The sequence below is a fragment of the Brevundimonas sp. AJA228-03 genome (assembly GCF_017795885.1).
In the GTDB taxonomy this organism is placed as follows: domain Bacteria; phylum Pseudomonadota; class Alphaproteobacteria; order Caulobacterales; family Caulobacteraceae; genus Brevundimonas.
In genome coordinates this window covers 1,562,513-1,579,817 of record NZ_CP059297.1, presented here as the reverse complement: position 1 = coordinate 1,579,817, position 17,305 = coordinate 1,562,513, and the positions used below count along the sequence as shown (strand labels likewise).

20 protein-coding genes, 2 tRNA genes and 1 pseudogene are annotated in these 17,305 nt (G+C 66.6%); 5 read left to right on the top strand and 18 right to left on the bottom strand.

Features of this window, described 5'->3' with window-relative positions; all coding sequences use genetic code 11:
- The first annotated feature begins 20 nt into the window (after positions 1 to 20).
- The 4 genes from HZ989_RS07865 (at position 21) to HZ989_RS07850 (ending at position 2,771) form a co-directional block, all read left to right on the top strand.
- Positions 21 to 725, top strand: coding sequence for a CoA transferase subunit A (locus HZ989_RS07865; protein WP_209320313.1), 705 nt, complete (start codon positions 21 to 23; stop codon positions 723 to 725).
- Entirely contained in the window at positions 718 to 1,128 is a 411-nt protein-coding gene (locus HZ989_RS07860; protein WP_209320312.1) for a carboxymuconolactone decarboxylase family protein, read from the top strand. The genes HZ989_RS07865 and HZ989_RS07860 overlap by 8 nt, the downstream gene beginning before the upstream one ends.
- The gene (locus HZ989_RS07855) at positions 1,128 to 1,787 is read left to right on the top strand and encodes a 3-oxoacid CoA-transferase subunit B (RefSeq protein ID WP_209320311.1); all 660 of its coding nucleotides are present in this window, start codon (positions 1,128 to 1,130) and stop codon (positions 1,785 to 1,787) included. The genes HZ989_RS07860 and HZ989_RS07855 overlap by 1 nt, the downstream gene beginning before the upstream one ends.
- Before the next feature lie 93 nt (positions 1,788 to 1,880).
- The gene (locus HZ989_RS07850; protein WP_209320310.1) at positions 1,881 to 2,771 is read left to right on the top strand and encodes a toxic anion resistance protein; all 891 of its coding nucleotides are present in this window, start codon (positions 1,881 to 1,883) and stop codon (positions 2,769 to 2,771) included.
- On the opposite strand, the gene HZ989_RS07845 is transcribed toward HZ989_RS07850, so the two are convergent.
- The 13 genes and pseudogenes from HZ989_RS07845 to HZ989_RS07790 all read right to left on the bottom strand — a co-directional run bounded on the left by HZ989_RS07845 (position 2,750) and on the right by HZ989_RS07790 (position 13,023).
- Positions 2,750 to 2,826: transfer RNA gene (locus HZ989_RS07845), tRNA-His, on the bottom strand. The two genes, HZ989_RS07850 and HZ989_RS07845, sit on opposite strands and share 22 nt — an antisense overlap.
- Positions 2,827 to 2,980: 154 nt before the next feature.
- Complete coding sequence (locus HZ989_RS15275; RefSeq protein ID WP_209320309.1) at positions 2,981 to 3,685, bottom strand: energy transducer TonB; 705 nt, start codon at positions 3,683 to 3,685, stop codon at positions 2,981 to 2,983.
- Positions 3,686 to 3,699: 14 nt separating this feature from the next.
- Complete coding sequence (locus HZ989_RS07835; protein ID WP_209320308.1) at positions 3,700 to 4,137, bottom strand: biopolymer transporter ExbD; 438 nt, start codon at positions 4,135 to 4,137, stop codon at positions 3,700 to 3,702.
- A 5-nt stretch (positions 4,138 to 4,142) separates the two neighbouring features.
- Positions 4,143 to 5,024, bottom strand: coding sequence for a MotA/TolQ/ExbB proton channel family protein (locus HZ989_RS07830; RefSeq protein ID WP_209320307.1), 882 nt, complete (start codon positions 5,022 to 5,024; stop codon positions 4,143 to 4,145).
- 405 nt (positions 5,025 to 5,429) lie between these two features.
- Positions 5,430 to 5,505: transfer RNA gene (locus HZ989_RS07825), tRNA-Phe, on the bottom strand.
- Between the two features lie 61 nt (positions 5,506 to 5,566).
- Entirely contained in the window at positions 5,567 to 5,734 is a 168-nt protein-coding gene (locus HZ989_RS07820) for a DNA gyrase inhibitor YacG (protein WP_209323072.1), read from the bottom strand.
- 5 nt (positions 5,735 to 5,739) lie between these two features.
- Positions 5,740 to 6,768 carry an RNA-binding protein gene (locus tag HZ989_RS07815; protein ID WP_209320306.1) on the bottom strand — a complete coding sequence of 343 codons (1,029 nt, stop codon included), beginning with the start codon at positions 6,766 to 6,768 and terminating at the stop codon, positions 5,740 to 5,742.
- Complete coding sequence (locus HZ989_RS07810; protein WP_209320305.1) at positions 6,765 to 7,343, bottom strand: nucleoside triphosphate pyrophosphatase; 579 nt, start codon at positions 7,341 to 7,343, stop codon at positions 6,765 to 6,767. The genes HZ989_RS07815 and HZ989_RS07810 overlap by 4 nt, the downstream gene beginning before the upstream one ends.
- Before the next feature lie 7 nt (positions 7,344 to 7,350).
- Entirely contained in the window at positions 7,351 to 7,572 is a 222-nt protein-coding gene (gene infA, locus HZ989_RS07805; protein ID WP_013269122.1) for a translation initiation factor IF-1, read from the bottom strand.
- Between the two features lie 149 nt (positions 7,573 to 7,721).
- A complete protein-coding gene (locus HZ989_RS07800) occupies positions 7,722 to 9,548 on the bottom strand; it encodes an SGNH/GDSL hydrolase family protein (RefSeq protein WP_209320304.1) in 1,827 nt (608 codons plus the stop codon).
- Positions 9,549 to 9,636: 88 nt separating this feature from the next.
- Positions 9,637 to 10,893 (bottom strand): phosphoglycerate dehydrogenase, encoded by a 1,257-nt coding sequence (gene serA / locus HZ989_RS07795; protein ID WP_371812999.1) that lies wholly within the window; start codon positions 10,891 to 10,893, stop codon positions 9,637 to 9,639.
- A 156-nt stretch (positions 10,894 to 11,049) separates the two neighbouring features.
- A pseudogene (locus HZ989_RS15330) lies at positions 11,050 to 11,526 on the bottom strand (HAD family hydrolase); the annotation flags it as partial.
- Positions 11,527 to 11,577: 51 nt separating this feature from the next.
- Positions 11,578 to 13,023: an SDR family oxidoreductase gene (locus HZ989_RS07790; protein ID WP_209320302.1), complete on the bottom strand. Its 1,446-nt coding sequence runs from the start codon at positions 13,021 to 13,023 to the stop codon at positions 11,578 to 11,580.
- Between the two features lie 149 nt (positions 13,024 to 13,172).
- On the opposite strand from HZ989_RS07790, the gene HZ989_RS07785 reads away from it, so the two are divergent.
- The gene (locus HZ989_RS07785) at positions 13,173 to 14,114 is read left to right on the top strand and encodes an Hsp33 family molecular chaperone (RefSeq protein ID WP_209320301.1); all 942 of its coding nucleotides are present in this window, start codon (positions 13,173 to 13,175) and stop codon (positions 14,112 to 14,114) included.
- An 8-nt stretch (positions 14,115 to 14,122) separates the two neighbouring features.
- Here the strand turns inward: HZ989_RS07785 and HZ989_RS07780 are convergent, their stop codons facing one another.
- The 5 genes from HZ989_RS07780 to pstB all read right to left on the bottom strand — a co-directional run bounded on the left by HZ989_RS07780 (position 14,123) and on the right by pstB (position 17,303).
- Entirely contained in the window at positions 14,123 to 14,536 is a 414-nt protein-coding gene (locus HZ989_RS07780; protein WP_209320300.1) for a type II toxin-antitoxin system VapC family toxin, read from the bottom strand.
- The gene (locus tag HZ989_RS15325; RefSeq protein WP_209320299.1) at positions 14,533 to 14,829 is read right to left on the bottom strand and encodes an AbrB/MazE/SpoVT family DNA-binding domain-containing protein; all 297 of its coding nucleotides are present in this window, start codon (positions 14,827 to 14,829) and stop codon (positions 14,533 to 14,535) included. The genes HZ989_RS07780 and HZ989_RS15325 overlap by 4 nt, the downstream gene beginning before the upstream one ends.
- Before the next feature lie 68 nt (positions 14,830 to 14,897).
- The gene (gene phoB, locus HZ989_RS07770) at positions 14,898 to 15,587 is read right to left on the bottom strand and encodes a phosphate regulon transcriptional regulator PhoB (RefSeq protein ID WP_209320298.1); all 690 of its coding nucleotides are present in this window, start codon (positions 15,585 to 15,587) and stop codon (positions 14,898 to 14,900) included.
- Positions 15,588 to 15,600: 13 nt separating this feature from the next.
- Positions 15,601 to 16,338, bottom strand: a complete 738-nt coding sequence (phoU, locus tag HZ989_RS07765; RefSeq protein WP_209320297.1) for a phosphate signaling complex protein PhoU — start codon at positions 16,336 to 16,338, stop codon at positions 15,601 to 15,603.
- The gene (gene pstB, locus HZ989_RS07760) at positions 16,335 to 17,303 is read right to left on the bottom strand and encodes a phosphate ABC transporter ATP-binding protein PstB (RefSeq protein WP_245162317.1); all 969 of its coding nucleotides are present in this window, start codon (positions 17,301 to 17,303) and stop codon (positions 16,335 to 16,337) included. The genes phoU and pstB overlap by 4 nt, the downstream gene beginning before the upstream one ends.
- Between the last annotated feature and the right edge of the window lie 2 nt (positions 17,304 to 17,305).

Sequence of the window (17,305 nt, the reverse complement as noted above, 5' to 3'; positions counted from 1 at the left end):
ACGGTGAAAAAGGGGAAGCGATGCGCAAGATCTACGCCGATGCCAGAGCCGCACTGGAGGGTCTGACCTTCGACGGCATGACCGTCATGTCCGGCGGGTTCGGCCTGTGCGGCCTCCCGGAGAATCTGATCGCCGCCCTGCGCGACACCGGCGTCAGGGACCTGACCGTCATCTCCAACAATGCGGGCGTCGATGGCTTCGGCCTGGGCCAGCTGCTCGAGACGCGCCAGATCGCAAAGATGATCTCGTCCTACGTCGGCGAGAACAAGGAGTTCGAACGCCAGTACCTGGCCGGCGAGCTGCAGCTGGAGTTCAATCCCCAGGGCACCCTGGCCGAGCGCATCCGCGCGGGCGGGGCCGGCATCCCGGCCTTCTTCACCGCCACCGGCGTCGGCACCCTGGTGGCCGAGGGCAAGGAAGTCCGCACCTTCGACGGCCGGGACTATGTCATGGAGACCGGCCTGGTCGCTGACCTGTCGATCGTCAAGGCCTGGAAGGCCGACGCGCGCGGCAACCTGGTGTTCCGCAAGACGGCCCGCAACTTCAACCCGATGATGGCCACGGCCGGCAAGGCCTGCGTGGTCGAGGTCGAGGAGATCGTGCCCACGGGATCGCTGAACCCGGACCACATCCACACGCCGGGCATCTACGTCGACCGCATCATCCAGGGCAGGTTCGAGAAGCGCATCGAACAGCGCACCGTCCGCCAGCACGCCGATGCCTGACACCGACCCGCGCGCCCAACGCGGCGCGGCCTATATGGCGACGCTGGATCCCGGCCTCGAGGATGCCCTGCGCAGGGGCATGGCCCCGGTCGCGCCCGACTTCGCCGACATGATGGTCCAGTTCGGCTATGGCGAGATGATGAGCCGTCCCGGCCTTGATCCTCGCGGTCGCCAGCTGGTCACCATCGGGGCCCTGACCGCGCTCGGCCACCCCGTCGATCAACTGAAGGGCCACATCAACGGCGCCCTGTCCATCGGCGTCACGCCGGCCGAGATCGTCGAGGCGATCATGCAGGTCGCCCTCTACGCCGGCTTCCCCGCCGCCACCAATGGACTGCGCATCGCCAGGCGCGTCTTCGCCGACCGGGGCGTCAGCCCCCTGCCCGCAACCGGAGAACTCTGATGCCCCGCACCCGCGAACAGCTCGCCGAACGCGCCGCCCAGGAACTGCAGGACGGGTTCTATGTGAACCTGGGCATCGGTATCCCGACCCTGGTGGCCAACTACATTCCCGAGGGCATGGAAGTCACCCTGCAGTCCGAGAACGGCATGCTGGGCATGGGACCCTTTCCCTATGACAACGAGGTCGATGCCGACCTGATCAATGCCGGCAAGCAGACCATCACCGAGATCCCCGAGAGCTCCTATTTCAGCTCCGCCGACAGCTTCGCCATGATCCGGGGCGGGCACATCAACCTGTCGATCCTGGGGGCCATGGAAGTGGCCGAAAACGGCGACATCGCCAACTGGATGATCCCCGGCAAGCTCGTGAAGGGCATGGGCGGGGCGATGGACCTGGTCGCGGGCGTCAAGCGCGTGGTCGTGGTCATGGAGCATGCCAACAAACACGGCCAGTCCAAGGTGCTGAAGGCCTGCACCCTGCCCCTGACCGGGACCGGCGTGGTCAGCCGCATCATCACCGACCTGGCCGTGTTCGACGTCAAGCCGGACGGCGCGGGGCTGGAACTGATCGAACTGGCCGACGGCGTCACCCTGGACGAGGTCGCGGCAAGGACCGAGGCCCGCTACACGGTTTCGCAAACCCTGAACTCTGCGCCATAGTGAAGCCGGATGCCGGACCCGTCAGAGGTCCGGGCGATGGAGGGGGTTATGGGTCGATCGAGGTCTGTCGGTTTGCCGGGCGATGGAGCCCCCGTGCCGGACGCAGAGCGCGTGGCCGCGATCCGCTTCACCATTCTGGACGACGCTGACGCCAGCGCCACCTTCGCCCAGGCCCCGCACGACGCCCTGACGGCCATCCACCGGCAGCAGGACGACGACCCCGTCGCCTCGGCCCTGGCGGCCTGCAAGTCAGCCCTGACGCGGCTGAAGGCCGATGTCGAAGCCCTGGACATCACCACTCTGCAACCCCGCAAGGGGCTTGCGGGCCTTTTCGACAGTCGGGCAAGGCGGCTTGTGGCCTTCAGGGCAGCCTATGGCTCAGCGGCGTCGGCTGCGACCCAAATGGCCGGTGACATCCGTCGCCACGCCACGAGCATTGCCGACCGCTCGCACGCCCTGAACGCGCTGTGGGACGAGGCGCGCGACGCCATCCTCGAGCTGGATGCCCACATCGCCGCCGCCCGCGCCTGGCTGGAGGACAGGGCGGACCCGGGTCTTCCTGTTACCGAGGCGAGCGAGCCCGGACCGGAAGCGGACCCGGCTCCGGACCCGGCCGCGCCGCACGGCCTGGCCATCCGTGTCGAAGACCTGGCCACATCGAGGCCGACCGCCATTGCGCGGCTGGCGGAACTGCGCGCGGCCCAGAACGCCGTGTATGGGGTGCCGGCCGTCCTGACGGCGCTGCACGACCAGGTCGAGGCCTGGCGCGCGGACTGGACGGACGCCCTGGGCTTGTCGGGCAGGAAGCCCCGCAAGGTGAGACCGGCGGCGGATCGGTTGGTGGCGGCGCGGGACAGCCTCGTCCTGCGCATCTCGGCCGCCCTGGCCGAGATCGCCACCGCCACGGAGCGACGAACAGAGATCACGGCCCGCGGCCTGAAGACCGGCCCGAAGGCCGAAGATGGTACCGCCTCTCAGGCTTGAACTGAGGACCTCCGGTTCCACAAACCGGCGCTCTAACCAACTGAGCTAAGGCGGCGCAGCGGCCCTGTCGGGCAACGCGAGGGGCGTTCTCTAGCGGGACTGACGGAGCCAATCAAGGCCGCATTAGGTGTCGCCGCTCCGGTTCGGGAACGCAAAACGCCCCGGGATTTCTCCCGGGGCGTTCTGTTCTTTCTCGGCAGACGTTTCGATCAGTCCGGCAGATTGAACCGGACCGTGAAGCGAACCTGCCCCCCCGTGGCCACACCATCGACCGAACGGGGCGACAGACGGGCGCTGCGGGTCGCAGCGACAGCAGCACGGCCGAAGCCTGCCCCTGCCGGCGTCTCGCTGACGACCGAACAGCCCGTGACCGAACCGTTGGCCTGAACCTGGCAGCTCAGGTCCGCACTACCCGAAATCCCGCGCTCAAGAGCCCGGTCCGGATACTGCGGCACCGGCTGACGCGACCAGCTCGGGTTCGTGATCACCGGCGGACGAACCGGAGCCGGCGGAGCGGGCGGAGGCGGCGGACCGGGGACGATCACGGGGGGACCCCGATACTCGACACGGTCTTCCTTCTTCGTCGGCTCGATCGGCAGGGTGACCGGCGGCGGCGGGGCCGTCGTGTTGATCACCGGCGGACGGACCTGCAGCTTGGGCGGCGGCGGGGTGTCCGGCGGAGGCGGCGGCGGCGGCGGCGGAGGCGGAGGGATCGGTTCGACGATCTCGACCTGAACGGCGTCGTCGTTGAACTCCATCTTCTTCAGTTCGAACTTGGTCTTCTGAACCCAGAAGATCAGAACGCCGAAGAGGATGGTGACCACGCCGAGAGCGACAGTCCAGACGACAGGCGACTGCTTTGTGCGCGGCGCATCGTACCGGCTGCGATGATATTCAACGGGTGTATCTGTCATGTGATGTCCCGTTCCTACTGCGGCGCTTTATCTTCGCCGACCAGGGCGACGCTGTAGAAGCCAGCGTCCTGAAGCGCGTTCATGGTCTGCATGAAGTCACCATAGCGCGTCTGCTGGTCGGCGCGGATGTAGATCCGCTCCTTGGTCGGATCCCGTTGACCGATCTGTTCGGTCAGCTGGGTGCCGAGCGTATCGAAGCTGGTCTCATAGTCGCCGATGAAAACCCGACCGTCCGTCTGAATCGAGATGAAGACGGGCTTCGGGGGATTTTCTTGTGGCGGCGCGAGGGCAACGGGAAGTTTCACCTCAATCGACACGGTGGCGACCGAAGACGCCACCATGAAGATGATCAGCAGAACCAGCATGATATCAACGAATGGCGTAACGTTGATATCAGCTGTTTGTTCGACGTGATACTTACCGCCGCCAGAACCTCCGAGTTTGGCGGCCATCTCGCTTAAGCTCCCTTGTCGAGCTGGCGGGAAACACCGTTCAGCAGTTCAGCAGCAAAGCCGTCCGAACGCGTGCCATAGGCCGAGATGCGGGTGTTGAAGTAGTTGTAGAACACCACCGCCGGGATAGCGGCGAACAGGCCGATGCCGGTGGCCAGCAGAGCCTCGGCGATACCGGGGGCGACGGAGGCCAGGTTGGTCGTGTTCGATTCCACGATGCCGATGAACGAGTTCATGATCCCGTAAACGGTACCGAACAGACCCACGAACGGGCCGGTCGAACCGACCGACGCCTGGAACTGCTGACCACCGGAGAGACGCGCGGCCAGGCCGGCCTGAACGGCGGCAACGGCCGATTGGGCACGGAACAGGGCCGAGTCGCGATGCTCGCCGGTGACCGACAGTCCGGCCTGACGCGACAGTTCGACTTCTTCGGTGGCGGCGGCGGCCATGTCGGCCAGCGGGTTGCCGTCATAGTCGTCCGACGTGGCCACGCGGCGCATGTCGGCGATGGTGCGGGCACCGCGGAACTCTTCCAGGAAACGGTCGGTCTTGCGGTTCAGGCCGCCGAACTCGAGCAGCTTGATGATGAGCAGGGTCCAGGAGAAGACCGCAGACAGCAGCAGGCCGATCATGACGACCTTAACGACCGGGGTCGCTTCCATGAACATGGAGACGGGGGTGATGCCGCCACCGTGTCCGCCGGCAGCCTCTTCGGCGGGCGCAGCGGCGTCCGCGGCAGGCGCGGCCGTATCTGCCACCGGGGCGGCCGTCGTCGCGGCGGCCTCGGCCGCAGGGGTGGTCGCCGGTGCCTGGGCCAGTGCCGGCGAGCCCGCCATCAGCACGGCAGCGCCGGCCAGAGCGAGAAAAATGTTGGTCTTTTGCATGTGTCGCCAGTTCCTGCTTTTTGGTCTGACTCGTGGAACCCTGGAACCACAACGCGTCAGCACGCTGGGGCCCCTGATGAAATCGGTTTTGTCCCGCCGTCGGCCGGAATGGCCTTGACGTCGAAACGCCTTCTGTCGCGTCCGGTTGCCGAAAGGCCCCATCGGCGGGTTGGTCGGACGAGCGTCAGACAAGAATCCGGCGATCGTTCGGCCGCTCACGCAAAGAAAGCGGTCAAGCTCCTTTGGCGAAGCGATAACGGAGCGTCAAGGGTTCAGGGGTGCTTTTCACCCCTTGGGCGAGCGCTTACGCCAAATGCCTGCAATGTCACGCCACTGCTGCATTTCATCGTTAGATTAAACTCCCCGCAATCCGGGATATCGGACCTGACGGATGGCGGGGAAAGGTGGTGCCTGGGGGCGGATTCGAACCACCGACACGCGGATTTTCAATCCGCTGCTCTACCAACTGAGCTACCCAGGCGCGCGCATCGAAATGCGGAGCGGGGTCTATAGGCGAGGCGAAACGGGGTGTCCAGCCGGGATCAATCGTCGTTTTCGGGATCGGCGTCAGGCAGGCCTTCGTCCGTGTCCGGCAGGACGTAGGCCCCGACCAGCCAGCGCTGCAGATCGAGATCGGCGCACCGTCTCGAACAGAATGGCCGGTAGGCGGCGACCGTCTGGTTTTTGCGGCAGATCGGACAGAGGGGCATGGCGTTCATCCTTGTTCCACCGCCGTGTTTCCGCGGATCGCCGACGGATCGACGATCAGCGAGGCGCGTGGACCCAGCCGCGCCACCAGCGCGCCGGCAGCTTCGGCTTCGACAGCGGAGCATCGGATCCGGAGCCGCGGACTGGCCGTATCCAGTAGCAGCGCCAGGCGGAGCCGGCGGGTCAGATCGACGGCGCGGCTGGCAATCGAGGGGCGACCACTGGCGTCCAGCAGCACATCGTCGATCGGACGTCGCCGCCAGGGCAGCGACAGCTGCAGCAGGCCGAAACGACTGACCGGGCCGATCGTCGCCTCGCCCCCGAAAGCGGAACGGGCCATTCCGGATATCGCGCCGGGGTCGACAGCCGTGCCGACCAGGTCGACAGCGACGAGCCCGGCCCACCCCTTCAGGCCGATCAGGCGCGCGGCCTGGATCAGACCCTCGCCATTGGCGCGCTCACGGCCCTTGCGCACATCGCGCCCCGGCAGGTGGGCATAGTCGATATCGACGGCGATCAGGGCCCGTGTGCGCTGAACGGCCAGATCGAGGGCGAAGGCCGGGAAGGCATGTACGCTGCCCAGGGCTTCGTCTTCAGCCTCCAGGCTGGCCCGGATCGCCTCAACGCCGGTCATGGGCGTGATGCCGGGTGCCAGGGTGCCGAGCACCTCGCGCACAGTCGGTCCCTCAGACAGAAGTCGAGGTTGCCCCTCCCCTGCCCCAAGCAGGCGTAGCACCGGCCCCTTGGCCTCCCGGGGTTCGGCGGCGACCTCGACCTCGACCGCCTGACCCTCCGCCAGGCGAACGGTCTTGGAGAGGGGCAGAAACCCCATCGGGCCCGCGCCGCCCAGATCGACGAAGGCGGCGCGAAAGGCGGTATCGATCCGCGCGATCCGCCCGACGGACACGGCCCCCAGTCGATGCGCGGCCGGATCCGTCTCGCGATGCACGATCAGGTGTTGGTATCGGCCATTCCGCGCGACGATGCCCCGGACTTCCCCCGGTGTGTCGTCCAGAAACACCTCGACGTCGGTCATCGACGCCAGCCGGCCCCGGCCAGCAGATTGACCGTTTCCGGCAGGGGCAGGCCCATCACCGCCGGATGACTGCCGATGATCTTCAGGACGAAGGCCGCAGCGGGCCCCTGAATGCCATAGCCCCCGGCCTTGCCGCGCCAGTCTCCAGCGTCGACATAGGCATCGATCTCGGCCTGCGACAGGCGCTTGAAGGCCACGCGCGTATCGACGCAGCGATGCAGGATCCGGTCCCCGGCGGCCACGGCCACGCCGGTGAAGACGCGATGGTTGCGGCCGGAGAGCAGTTGCAGAAACCGCCTGGCCTCATCGGGGCCTGCGGGCTTTTCGAGCAGGCGGCGGCCCACGGCGACAACGGTATCGGCGGCCAGGACGACGGCGTCCGGTGCCCGGGTGGCGACGATCCCGGCCTTGGAGCGTGCCAGGCGCACGGCAAGACGCGCGGGCGTTTCATCCTTCAGCGGAGTCTCGTCGATGTCCGCAGGGTCGATTCGATCGGGCGTGATCCCGATCAGCGCCAGAAGTTCGATGCGGCGCGGACTGGCCGAGGCCAGAACCAGTTCGGGACGGACGCGCACCAACGCCTTACTTGAAGCGGTAGGTGATGCGGCCCTTGGTCAGGTCATAGGGCGTCATTTCGACCAGCACCTTGTCGCCGGCCAGCACCCGGATACGGTTCTTGCGCATCTTGCCGGCTGTGTGGGCGATGATCTCGTGGTCGTTCCCCTCGAGCAGCACGCGGAACGTGGCATTGGGCAGCAGTTCGCTGACCACGCCGGGAAACTCGAGCAGTTCTTCCTTAGCCATGCGGCCTCTCGCGCCCGGTGAATACGAAGAAAGGCTCGCGCCGGGCGAAAGCGCGAGCCGTAACAGGTGGGCGCTAATGCACCAAAACGTTCGGTTAGTCGAGTTCCCCTCCCCGCCGATCGTCGGCAAGGAGGGGAAGGCTTCGATCGTTACAGCGGCAGGGTGAAGGTGATGCCACCCATGTTGCTGTCCGCATGGTCGCCGAAGCGACCGCGATAGGACAGCTCGACCTTGACCGGACCCAGGTCGCCCGACACACCGGCCGAGGCCAGGATCTGACCGCCGAACGGGTCGTCGTAGCCGCGCGCCAGCGTCCTGGCCGGGTTACCCGCGATGCCGACACCCACGTTGGTGGTGTTGTCGTCGACGTTGTCGCGATAGCCGCCCTCGACATAGACGCCAAAGCCACCCATCTGGCCCTCGGCGCGAACCGAGGCCTCGGCCGTCACCGCGTGGACGGAGCGATCATCATAGCGGTAGGAGGCCGCGACGCCCTGTTCGGTGTAGCCGTCCACATTGGCCGTCACATAGCTGACGGCCGCGCGGGGGGAGATGGCGATGCCGCCCAGGTCCAGCCACAGGCCACCCTGCACACGCGCGCCGGTGCTCTGGCCGCGCGTCTCGCCCATCATGACGATCGGCGCGAGGGAAGAGATGCGCTCGATCTCGTTGTAGTCGTCGCTGGCCACGCCGGCGGCGGCGTTCACGAACAGATCGCCCGACCGGAAGCCGGCATAGACGTCCAGGCCGATCGACTGCAGGGCGAAGCGGTTGCGACCCGATTCGACATTGCCCTCGCGATAGGTGCCGGCCAGGCCGAACCGCATCGTCTCGGTACCGGCTTCCAGCGCGCCGCGCACGACTGCGCCATCCGACGTCGCCTCGGCGACGTTTGTGCGTGCATCGGTCTTGGTCTGGTCATAGCCCCCGGTGACGGAGATCGACGTCCCTGCAGCCCAGGGACCACGCCCCGACAGGCTGTCCGTCGCCCTCGACAGGGTGTCTTCGTGTTGACGGAAGGCCGTCTCGCCCTGCAGCGTGCTGCTGGAGCCCAGATTGCCATAGTACAGGTAGTCGTTCGACAGGGCCGCGATCAGCCGGTGCCCGGCAGCGGTCGGGTGGACGCCGTCCCAGAACAGGTAGCTATCCGGCGTGGCGCAGACCGTCGCGCCGACCAGGCAGGAGCTGGACGCGTTCGTAAGTCCGAACCGGCCGGGGTTGGCCGCCAGGGTGTTGCTGACCTTGGCCAGGTCGAACAGTATGATGTTTGTGCCGGGACGCGTGGGGGCCAGGGTCAGCAGCGCGCTCTGGAGCCTGCTGTTGAACTGATCACCGGCGTAGTCGGCCAGCGCCGCCAGGGGGGTCGGGCTAAACTGCGGCGTCGTGCCCAGACGTGGCAGGTTGGTCACCAGGATCGTCCCCGCGCCGCGCGCTGCGATGTCGTTGACGATAAAGTTCATGTCCGCAACAGCGGCGTTGATCGTGGGATCGATGAAACCGGTCGGGTTCAACTGCGAGGTCGGCGGCAGGACCGAAAAGACAGTGAGCGACTGGAAGATGTTGTTGGCACCGCCCAGAACGCTGACCAGGTCGCGCGAGCCGAACGTGCCGCCGGCCGTTGTATAGGTCGTCAGCTGCTGGCGCATGCCCGGCGGGAAGGCGACGGTGTTGTCCGTGCGCGAGCCGCCGTAGGCATAGTTGATGCTGCCCGAGACGGGCGCCCCTGCGGCCGAGACACCGGCGGTGAAGCCGAGCAGTTCGGTGAATACCGGACCGTTCGAGAACCGGCCCTGGAAATACGGTGGCGACGTCGGCTGGGTGTTGAAGGTCGAGCGATAAAGGTTGCCGTTGTCGCTCAGGCTGTCGCCGAACACGACCAGGCGATTGTACGATTGCGCCGAGGCGGCACCCGCCAAGGTGACGGATGCGGCGAGGGTCAGCGCAGCCAAGGCGGCACCGCGAAGAAGTCCTGACATATAATCCTCCATCGGCCGGCTGATCGCGACCGTTGGGAGACAGTCTGATCCGGTTTCGCGCGGACGCAAGATGCCGCCGCGTCAGCTTTCAGTGGAGGAGGCGGAAACGAAGCGTTCCGGCAACACTTTTCAGCACACGGAGCGCCTGCGGATCATAGTCGCGATCGACATCGGTGATGACATAGCCGGTCCGTTCGTCGGTTTTCAGGTGCTGGCCCAGGATGTTCAGTCCGGCCGCCGAAAGCTCGCGGTTCAGCTCGGCCATCACGCCCGGCTGATTTCTGTGGATGTGCAGGATGCGATGCCCGCCCGAAACGTCGGCCAGCTGTACGTTCGGCAGATTGACGCAGAAGGTCGTGTCGCCGCGATTGAGGTAGCCCAGCAGGCGCTCGGCCGCGAACTCGGCAATGGCTTCCTGGGCTTCCTCGGTGGACCCGCCGATGTGAGGCGTCAGGATGACGTTCCTCAAGCCTCGCAGGGGGCTGTCGAACGGGTCGGCATTGGTGCGGGGTTCCTCGGGGAAGACGTCCAGCGCCGCGCCACCGACCCGACCCGATCCAATGGCCTGCGACAGGGCCCCGATGTCGACGACGTGACCCCGCGACAGGTTCAGGAACAGGGTGCCCGGCCGCATCGCCTGAAACTGCGCGGCCCCGATCAGATGGGTATTTTCCTTGCGCCCGTCGACGTGCAGCGACACCACATCGGCCTCGGCCAGCAGGGCGTCCAGATTGCGCATCCGCCGGGCATTGCCCAGCGCCAGTCGCTCCGACAGGTCGTGGAAGATGACCCGCATCCCCAGCGCCTCGGCCAGAACCGACAGCTGCGACCCGATGGCACCATAGCCGACGATACCCAGCGTCTTGCCGCGCAGTTCGCGCGAGCCGTCGGCGGACTTGTTCCATTCGCCGCGGTGCATGGCGGATGATTTGTCGGCCACGTCGCGCATCAGGGCGATGGTCAGACCGATGGCCAGCTCGACCACGCTTCGCGTGTTGGAATAGGGCGCGTTGAACACCGCGACGCCCTGCGCTGCCGCCGCGTCGAGATCGATCTGGTTGGTGCCGATGCAGAAGGCCGCGATCGCCATCAACCGGTCTGCCTCGGCCAGCACCCGCTCGGTGACATTGGTCTTGGACCGGATCCCCAGGACGTGGACTCCCTTGATCGCCGCAATCAGGTCGTCCTCATCGAGCGCCCCCTTGCGGGTCTCGACCGAATAGCCCGCCTCCTCCAGACGCTCGACTGCGGCGGGGTGGATGTTTTCCAGCAACAGCATCCGTATGCGGTTGCGAGGATATGACCAGCGCCCGGCCAGACCCTCGGCATGCAGCAGTTCGTCCATCGAGGTCGCCTCGCCGACCGCGACGGCGACGACCCTGTCGCGTCGTGCGATCTCGGTGAAGGCGTAGAAGCGGTCGGCGGCACCGGCCAGCTTCACCTCGGCATCGTTCCATCCGTCCCCGACCATGACGACCGGACCGGCCAGACGCAGTTGCCGGATCACGACCGGCTTGCCGTTCTCGCGCGCCAGGGGATTGGCCTCGTCGACGCCCGTCACCCGGCCTTCGGCGTCGTAGATCAAGTCGTTGCAAAGCACCCGATCGGGCGCGATGCCCAGTCGTTCGGCGACAGGGGCGATGATTTCCCGAAAGCCGCCGGACAGGATGTAGATGTGGTCCGCGTGCTCGTTGAAAAAGCGCAGATTGCGCCGGACCGACGGCGTCCCCTCGTCCAGAATGCGATCGGCCAGCGCCCGGACGTGGTCGCGCGTCAGCGGCAGCATCGCCAGACGCGCTTTGAGCGCGGCCCCGAAGTCGAGCTCACCGGACATGGCCTTGTCGGTGATCGCCGCGATTTCCTTACGGATCGAATCGGCCCCCTCGATACCCGCCAACGCGATGTCCGCCAGCGCTTCCAGCGTTTCGATGCGCACCAGGGTCGAGTCGAAGTCGAAGATCAGCGTCGGAGTGGCCATGCCCCTCTTTCGCCGACCTTCGCTGTTGCAGCAATGATTTTCGCGAGACGCTCAGAGGCCGGTGATGCGACGCACCCGGCTGTCGGGACACCGGCTTTCCAGCGCGGCGGCACCGATGGCGGCGGCGATGGTCGCAACGGCCAGAAGCGCCCCGCCCTCGACGGCGTGATCCTTCGCGTACCGGCCGGCGTCATCCGCGTAGCGACGGGCCGAGCGACCCGTCTGCTCCGCATAGCGCCGCGCTTCACGCGCATATCTACGGCGCTGCTTGTCCGACATGGCGCGCTGGCTGCGCTTGAGCGCCTTCCTGGCCTGATGGCGCGCGTCGTCGCCCAGATCGCTGACCGTCTCGCCGAACTCGCCCGCACGCTCCGTCAGGCTGCGCGAAATGTCGTCGAACCGGTGACGCAGCGCCTCGGCGTCCAGCCAGCCGCGCGGATCCAGACGGCCGCGCAGGGCCTCATGGCGGGTGGAGCCCGTCCGCCGGGTCAGCAGATAGGTGGCCAGGGCCGCCGTCGCGACGATGGCGAGCGAACCCGCGGTGATGCCGGGGTGCTTGCGAGCCTCGGCCAGAGCACTGAACTGTCGAACCATGGGATAATGAACCTCTTCGTCGAGGCCGTCGTCGGAGGGCTCGTAGAGCCCGTCGTCGTACGGCTGGTCGGCGGAACCTCTGTCCCGCATCGCAACAGGAGCGAACCGCGCGAAAAGTGGTTCCGCCAGGCCGGGCAGCAGGGAATAGAAAGATGCGATCAGGCGACCGCCGCCGCCCACCGTGATCTCGCGAATCGGATGGGTCGCGCACCACAGGATCGTGTCGGCCACGACGTGGGTGGCATAGACCGGCTGCGGGTTCCGCATCATCCGGCCCGTCAGGTTCCGGGCATGGCGGTTGCCCGGCGTATCCACCGCCGACGGCTTGACCAGGCTGACCGCCACCGGCGATCCCTCGCGCATCAGTTCCATGCGGAAGGCGTTGGTGAAGCCCTTCACCGCATGCTTCGACGCCGAATAGACGCCCTGCGCCGGGATCGGCGCATCGCCCAGAACCGAGCCGACATTGATGATGGTCCCGCCACCCGGTTGGGTCCTCAGATGTTCGGCGGCGACCAGAGACCCATTCACCACGCCCCAGTAGTTCGTCTCGAACACCCGGTGCTGATCCTCCAGCGTCGTATCGCGAATGGGGCCATGGCTCGACACGCCGGCGTTGTTGACCCAGGTGTCGAAACCACCGAACAGCCGCCGGCATTTGTCGGCCGCAAGGGCCAGATCATCGTGATCGGCCACATCGGCGACGGCATAGGCGACGCGCGCACCCTCTCGCTGCAGTTCCTCAACGAGGGCCTTGAGGTCCCGCTCGCCGCGCGCGATCAGGAAGACACAGGCTCCGGCGGCGGCTGCGCGCCGGGCCGTCGACAGTCCGATCCCCGACGTCGCCCCGGTGATGACGATGGCCTGCTGGTCCAGGCGTTTCAGGGTCGGTCTGGTCGGCATGATCGGCTTTCAGCGGCGTCTGGATCGAAAACGAGGCGGCCCCGGGGGCGGTTCCGATGGATAGCACGCCCTGCCCCACCCTTACCAAGTCGCGCGCGGTTTCCTATCTTGCGCCCTTCTCGACATTTCGCCCCGCTCAAGGACACGCCGTGACCGATCACGAGCCCGCCGCCGCGTTCACCTCCGGCGACCACCCCGCCGACGATCTGGCCGCCGCCTTCCAGATCGAGGGCTGGCCCGTGCGCGGGCGTCTGGTCCGCCTGGGCGAGACGATCGACACCATCCTGTCGGCCCATGCCTATCCCGAGCCGGTCGCCGCCCTGCTGGGCGAGGCCTGTGCACTCGCGGCCCTGGTGGGTTCGGCGCTGAAGTTCGAGGGTCGACTGATCGTTCAGGCCCAGGGCGATGGCCCGGTCCGCTATGTCGTCGCCGACTATGACACCGGAGGGCACCTGCGCGGCTACTGCCGCTTCGACGAGGCCGAGGTGGCCGAAGCCTCGAAGGGTTTCGTCCGCCCGGGCGCCAGGGCTCTGCTGGGTCAGGGGGTGTTCGTCATGACCCTGGATCGCGGGCCGGACTTCGAGCGCACCCAGGGCATCACCCCGATCGAGGGCGAAAGCCTGTCGCTGGCGGCCGAGCATTATTTCGTTCAGTCCGAACAGGTCCCGACCAGGGTGCATCTGGCCGTCGGCTCGGTCACGACCGAGGCCGGTACGGCCTGGCGCGCCGGCGGGGCGCTGATCCAGCTGATCGCCGCCGACGATGCGCGCGGCTCAACCGAAGAAGTCTGGGACCGCACCCGCGCCCTGTTCCAGACCCTGGGCGACGACGAGCTGATCGACCCGACCGTCACGCCCGAGACCCTGCTGTTCCGCCTGTTCCACGAGGACGGCGTGCGGCTGGAAGACGCGCGCGCCCTCAAGGCCGTTTGCCGCTGCTCGGCCGACCGCATCCAGTCCGTCTTGGGGTCGTTCTCGGAGGCCGAGCGCGCCGACATGATCGAGCCGGACGGGAAGATCCATGTCACCTGCGAATACTGCGCCAGCGTGTACAAGCTCGATCCGGAGGCGGTGGCGGCAGAGGTGGGGTGACGTCAGACTCAGGCTGTATCGGGAGCGACCAGCTCTACGGTAGGAAAGTACGTGCGATATCGGCGGGCATCCCGCGTCAGCAGTGTATGCCCCATGGCGGCCGCATGGGCACCGATGAAAAAGTCCGGCAGGGGTGACGTGCGTTCCCCGCCCCGCGACCGATAGGCTTTGAAAGCCCTGCCAGCGAGGAATGCGGCTGCCCATGGCAGGTTTTGTTTCTGGAAACCACTGTCATCCAGCAAGACATCGACCTCCTGGGCCGTAGCGAAACCCACGGAGACCTCGGCGTAGATCATCGGGTTGATCAGCAGCAAACTTGTTTCTGCGATGGCCGACAAGGCCGAGACGGACCACTCCCGCCAGACGCTGTTCGGGATTGCGATGTCGAGAATGACATTGGTGTCGACCAGGACAGTCTTCATGTCTCGCGGAAACGCCTGTCGGGTTCATGGACGCCGGTAGAGACATGGGGATCGCCTACGTCGTCGAGGGGACCACGCGTCAGTTCCATAACCTCGTCCGCTGTCCTCAATGCACCCGCGCCAGCCTGACTCAGCCGTTCCACCAGGCGCTGGCCCCGGGTCAGACCGTCGGCGGAACGCAGCACCACCTTGCCGTGCTCCAGAACGAACTCGACTTCGGTGTTTGGCAGCAAACCGGCCTGTCGCCGGATATCGACGGGTATCGTGACCTGGCCCTTTGATGTGATCCGCATGGCAGCCTCGGTAATACATCGAAAAGTATTACCGAGGCCGGGTCCGAGAGCAAGGGTGCCTTTCGAGCCTACCCTTCCAGATCCAGCGAATAGCCCGCCGAGCGCACCGTCCGGATCGGGTTGGCGCTTTCCTCGACGTTCAGGGCCTTGCGCAGGCGGCCGACGTGGACGTCGACGGTGCGGGCCTCGACATAGACGTCACTGCCCCAGACGGCGTCCAGCAGCTGTTCGCGACTGAAGACCCGGCCCGGGTGGCGCATGAAGTGGTCCAGCAGGCGGAACTCGGTCGGGCCCAGATGGACCTCCTTGCCGGAGCGTTTCACCCGGTGGGCGACGCGGTCGATGACGATGTCGCCGTGACCCACCCGGTCATCGGCCAGACCGGGGCGGATGCGGCGCAGGACGGCCCGGATGCGGGCGATCAGCTCGGTCATGGAGAAGGGCTTGGTCAGATAGTCGTCGGCACCGGTATCCAGCCCGCGCACCCGATCCGATTCCTCGCCCCGCGCGGTCAGCATGATGACCGGCAGGTTGCGTGTCTCGGGGCGGCCCCGCAGACGACGGCAGACCTCGATGCCGGACACCTTGGGCAGCATCCAGTCCAGCAGCACCAGGTCCGGCTGGCGCTCGTCGATCTGGACCAGACCCTCCTCGCCATCGGCGGCGACGACGACGTCATAGCCCTCCTTTTCGAGATTGTACTGAAGCAGGGTCGCCAGGGCGTCCTCGTCTTCCATCACCAGGATATAGGGCTGCACTCAGGTCTCTCCGTCAGTGTGTCGGCGGCGTCGGCAGGTGGCCGGTATCGGCGTCCCAGTCACCGGGCGACGGCGTCCAGCGGGGCCGTTCTCCGGTCATCTCGTCGCCGGTGATCTCGTAGTGGATGACCTCGGCGATGTTCGTCGCATGGTCCCCGATCCGTTCCAGGTTCTTGGCCATGAACAACAGATGGGTGCAGGCACCGATTGTTCGCGGATCGCCCATCATATAGGTCAGCAGTTCGCGGAACAGGGCGTTGTAATGCTCGTCGACCTCGTCGTCCGAGGCCCAGACGGCCATGGCCCGGTCGATCTCCGAGGCGGTATAGGCGTCGAGGACGTCGCGCAGCCGCAGCGATACCAGCTTGCCCATCCGCTCGATCGAGCGGGTCAGGGGCTGCATCGGCTCGGTCTCGGCCAGGCTCAGCGCCCGCTTGGCGATGTTCTTGGCCAGGTCGCCGGTGCGTTCCAGGTCCGTCGAAAGCTTCATGGCCGACAGGGTCTTGCGCAGGTCCGAGGCCACCGGCTGGCGCAAGGCGATCAGGCGGATGGCCTTTTTCTCGATATCGCGGTGCATGGCGTCCAGCTTGACGTCGCGCTCCACCACGGCGCGGGCCAGGGCGATGTCGCGGCGGGCCACGGACTCGACGGCATCTGCGACCTGGGCCTCCGCCAGGCCGCCCATGCGGGCGACCTCCGCCGTCAGCTGGTTCAGTTCGTCGCCGTAGGCCTTGACCGTATGCTGGTTCAACCGAAGCGTCCCGTGATGTAGTCCAGCGTGCGCCGTTCGCGGGGATTGGTGAAGATTTCCTCGGTATTGCCGTGCTCGACCAGTCGGCCGAGGTGGAAGAAGGCGGTGCGCTGCGACACTCGCGCGGCCTGGGCCATCGAATGGGTGACGATGACGATACAGTACTGCTCGCGCAGTTCGTCGATCAGTTCCTCGATCTTGGCCGTCGCGATCGGATCCAGGGCCGAGCAGGGCTCGTCCATCAGGATCACTTCGGGCCGCACGGCGATGGCGCGGGCGATGACCAGGCGCTGCTGCTGGCCACCCGAAAGGCCCGTGCCGGCCGAGTGCAGGCGATCGGCGACCTCGTCCCACAGACCGGCCTTTTTGAGCGCGCTCTCGACGATGGCGTCCATCTCGGCCTTCGACGAGGTCAGGCCGTGAATGCGCGGGCCATAGGCGACGTTTTCATAGATCGTCTTGGGGAAGGGATTCGGCTTCTGGAACACCATGCCGACCTGGGCCCTCAGCAGGACAGGATCGACCGATCTGGCGTTGATGTCCTGTTCGTCCATCAGGATCCTGCCGCTGACCCTGGCGCCCTGGATCGTGTCGTTCATCCGGTTGATGCAGCGCAGGAACGTCGACTTGCCACAGCCGGAGGGGCCGATGAAGGCGGTCACGGTCTTGTCGGGGATATCCAGGCTGACGTCGAACAGGGCCTGTTTCTCGCCGTAAAAGACAGACACGTCGCGCGCGGCGATCTTGATCGGCCCGGCGGGCGCGGCGGGCGACTTCACCGACGGCACCCGTCCGGCCGGGGCACCCGCCGTGTCCGCCCCCGGCGTCCCACCGGATTCGTCGTGTGCGCTGTCCGCCGGGGCCTCTGCCGCAGGCAGAATCTGCTCCTCCGCCATCGGCACGTCGGCCGGATCGGCAGGACCACCCTCACGGCCGTCAGGCGCGCGGAAGAAAGGGAATTTCATTG

Coding starts and splice junctions, on each gene's coding strand:
- HZ989_RS07835 (WP_209320308.1), bottom strand. CDS start 4,137: ATGGCCGCCAAACTCGGAGGTTCTGGCGGCGGTAAGTATCACGTCGAA.
- HZ989_RS07815 (WP_209320306.1), bottom strand. CDS start 6,768: ATGACCGACGTCGAGGTGTTTCTGGACGACACACCGGGGGAAGTCCGG.
- HZ989_RS07865 (WP_209320313.1), top strand. CDS start 21: ATGCGCAAGATCTACGCCGATGCCAGAGCCGCACTGGAGGGTCTGACC.
- HZ989_RS15275 (WP_209320309.1), bottom strand. CDS start 3,685: ATGACAGATACACCCGTTGAATATCATCGCAGCCGGTACGATGCGCCG.
- HZ989_RS07800 (WP_209320304.1), bottom strand. CDS start 9,548: ATGTCAGGACTTCTTCGCGGTGCCGCCTTGGCTGCGCTGACCCTCGCC.
- HZ989_RS07790 (WP_209320302.1), bottom strand. CDS start 13,023: ATGCCGACCAGACCGACCCTGAAACGCCTGGACCAGCAGGCCATCGTC.
- infA (WP_013269122.1), bottom strand. CDS start 7,572: ATGGCTAAGGAAGAACTGCTCGAGTTTCCCGGCGTGGTCAGCGAACTG.
- pstB (WP_245162317.1), bottom strand. CDS start 17,303: ATGAAATTCCCTTTCTTCCGCGCGCCTGACGGCCGTGAGGGTGGTCCT.
- HZ989_RS07860 (WP_209320312.1), top strand. CDS start 718: ATGCCTGACACCGACCCGCGCGCCCAACGCGGCGCGGCCTATATGGCG.
- HZ989_RS07780 (WP_209320300.1), bottom strand. CDS start 14,536: ATGAAGACTGTCCTGGTCGACACCAATGTCATTCTCGACATCGCAATC.
- HZ989_RS15325 (WP_209320299.1), bottom strand. CDS start 14,829: ATGCGGATCACATCAAAGGGCCAGGTCACGATACCCGTCGATATCCGG.
- HZ989_RS07855 (WP_209320311.1), top strand. CDS start 1,128: ATGCCCCGCACCCGCGAACAGCTCGCCGAACGCGCCGCCCAGGAACTG.
- HZ989_RS07830 (WP_209320307.1), bottom strand. CDS start 5,024: ATGCAAAAGACCAACATTTTTCTCGCTCTGGCCGGCGCTGCCGTGCTG.
- HZ989_RS07820 (WP_209323072.1), bottom strand. CDS start 5,734: ATGCCCCTCTGTCCGATCTGCCGCAAAAACCAGACGGTCGCCGCCTAC.
- serA (WP_371812999.1), bottom strand. CDS start 10,893: ATGGACGAACTGCTGCATGCCGAGGGTCTGGCCGGGCGCTGGTCATAT.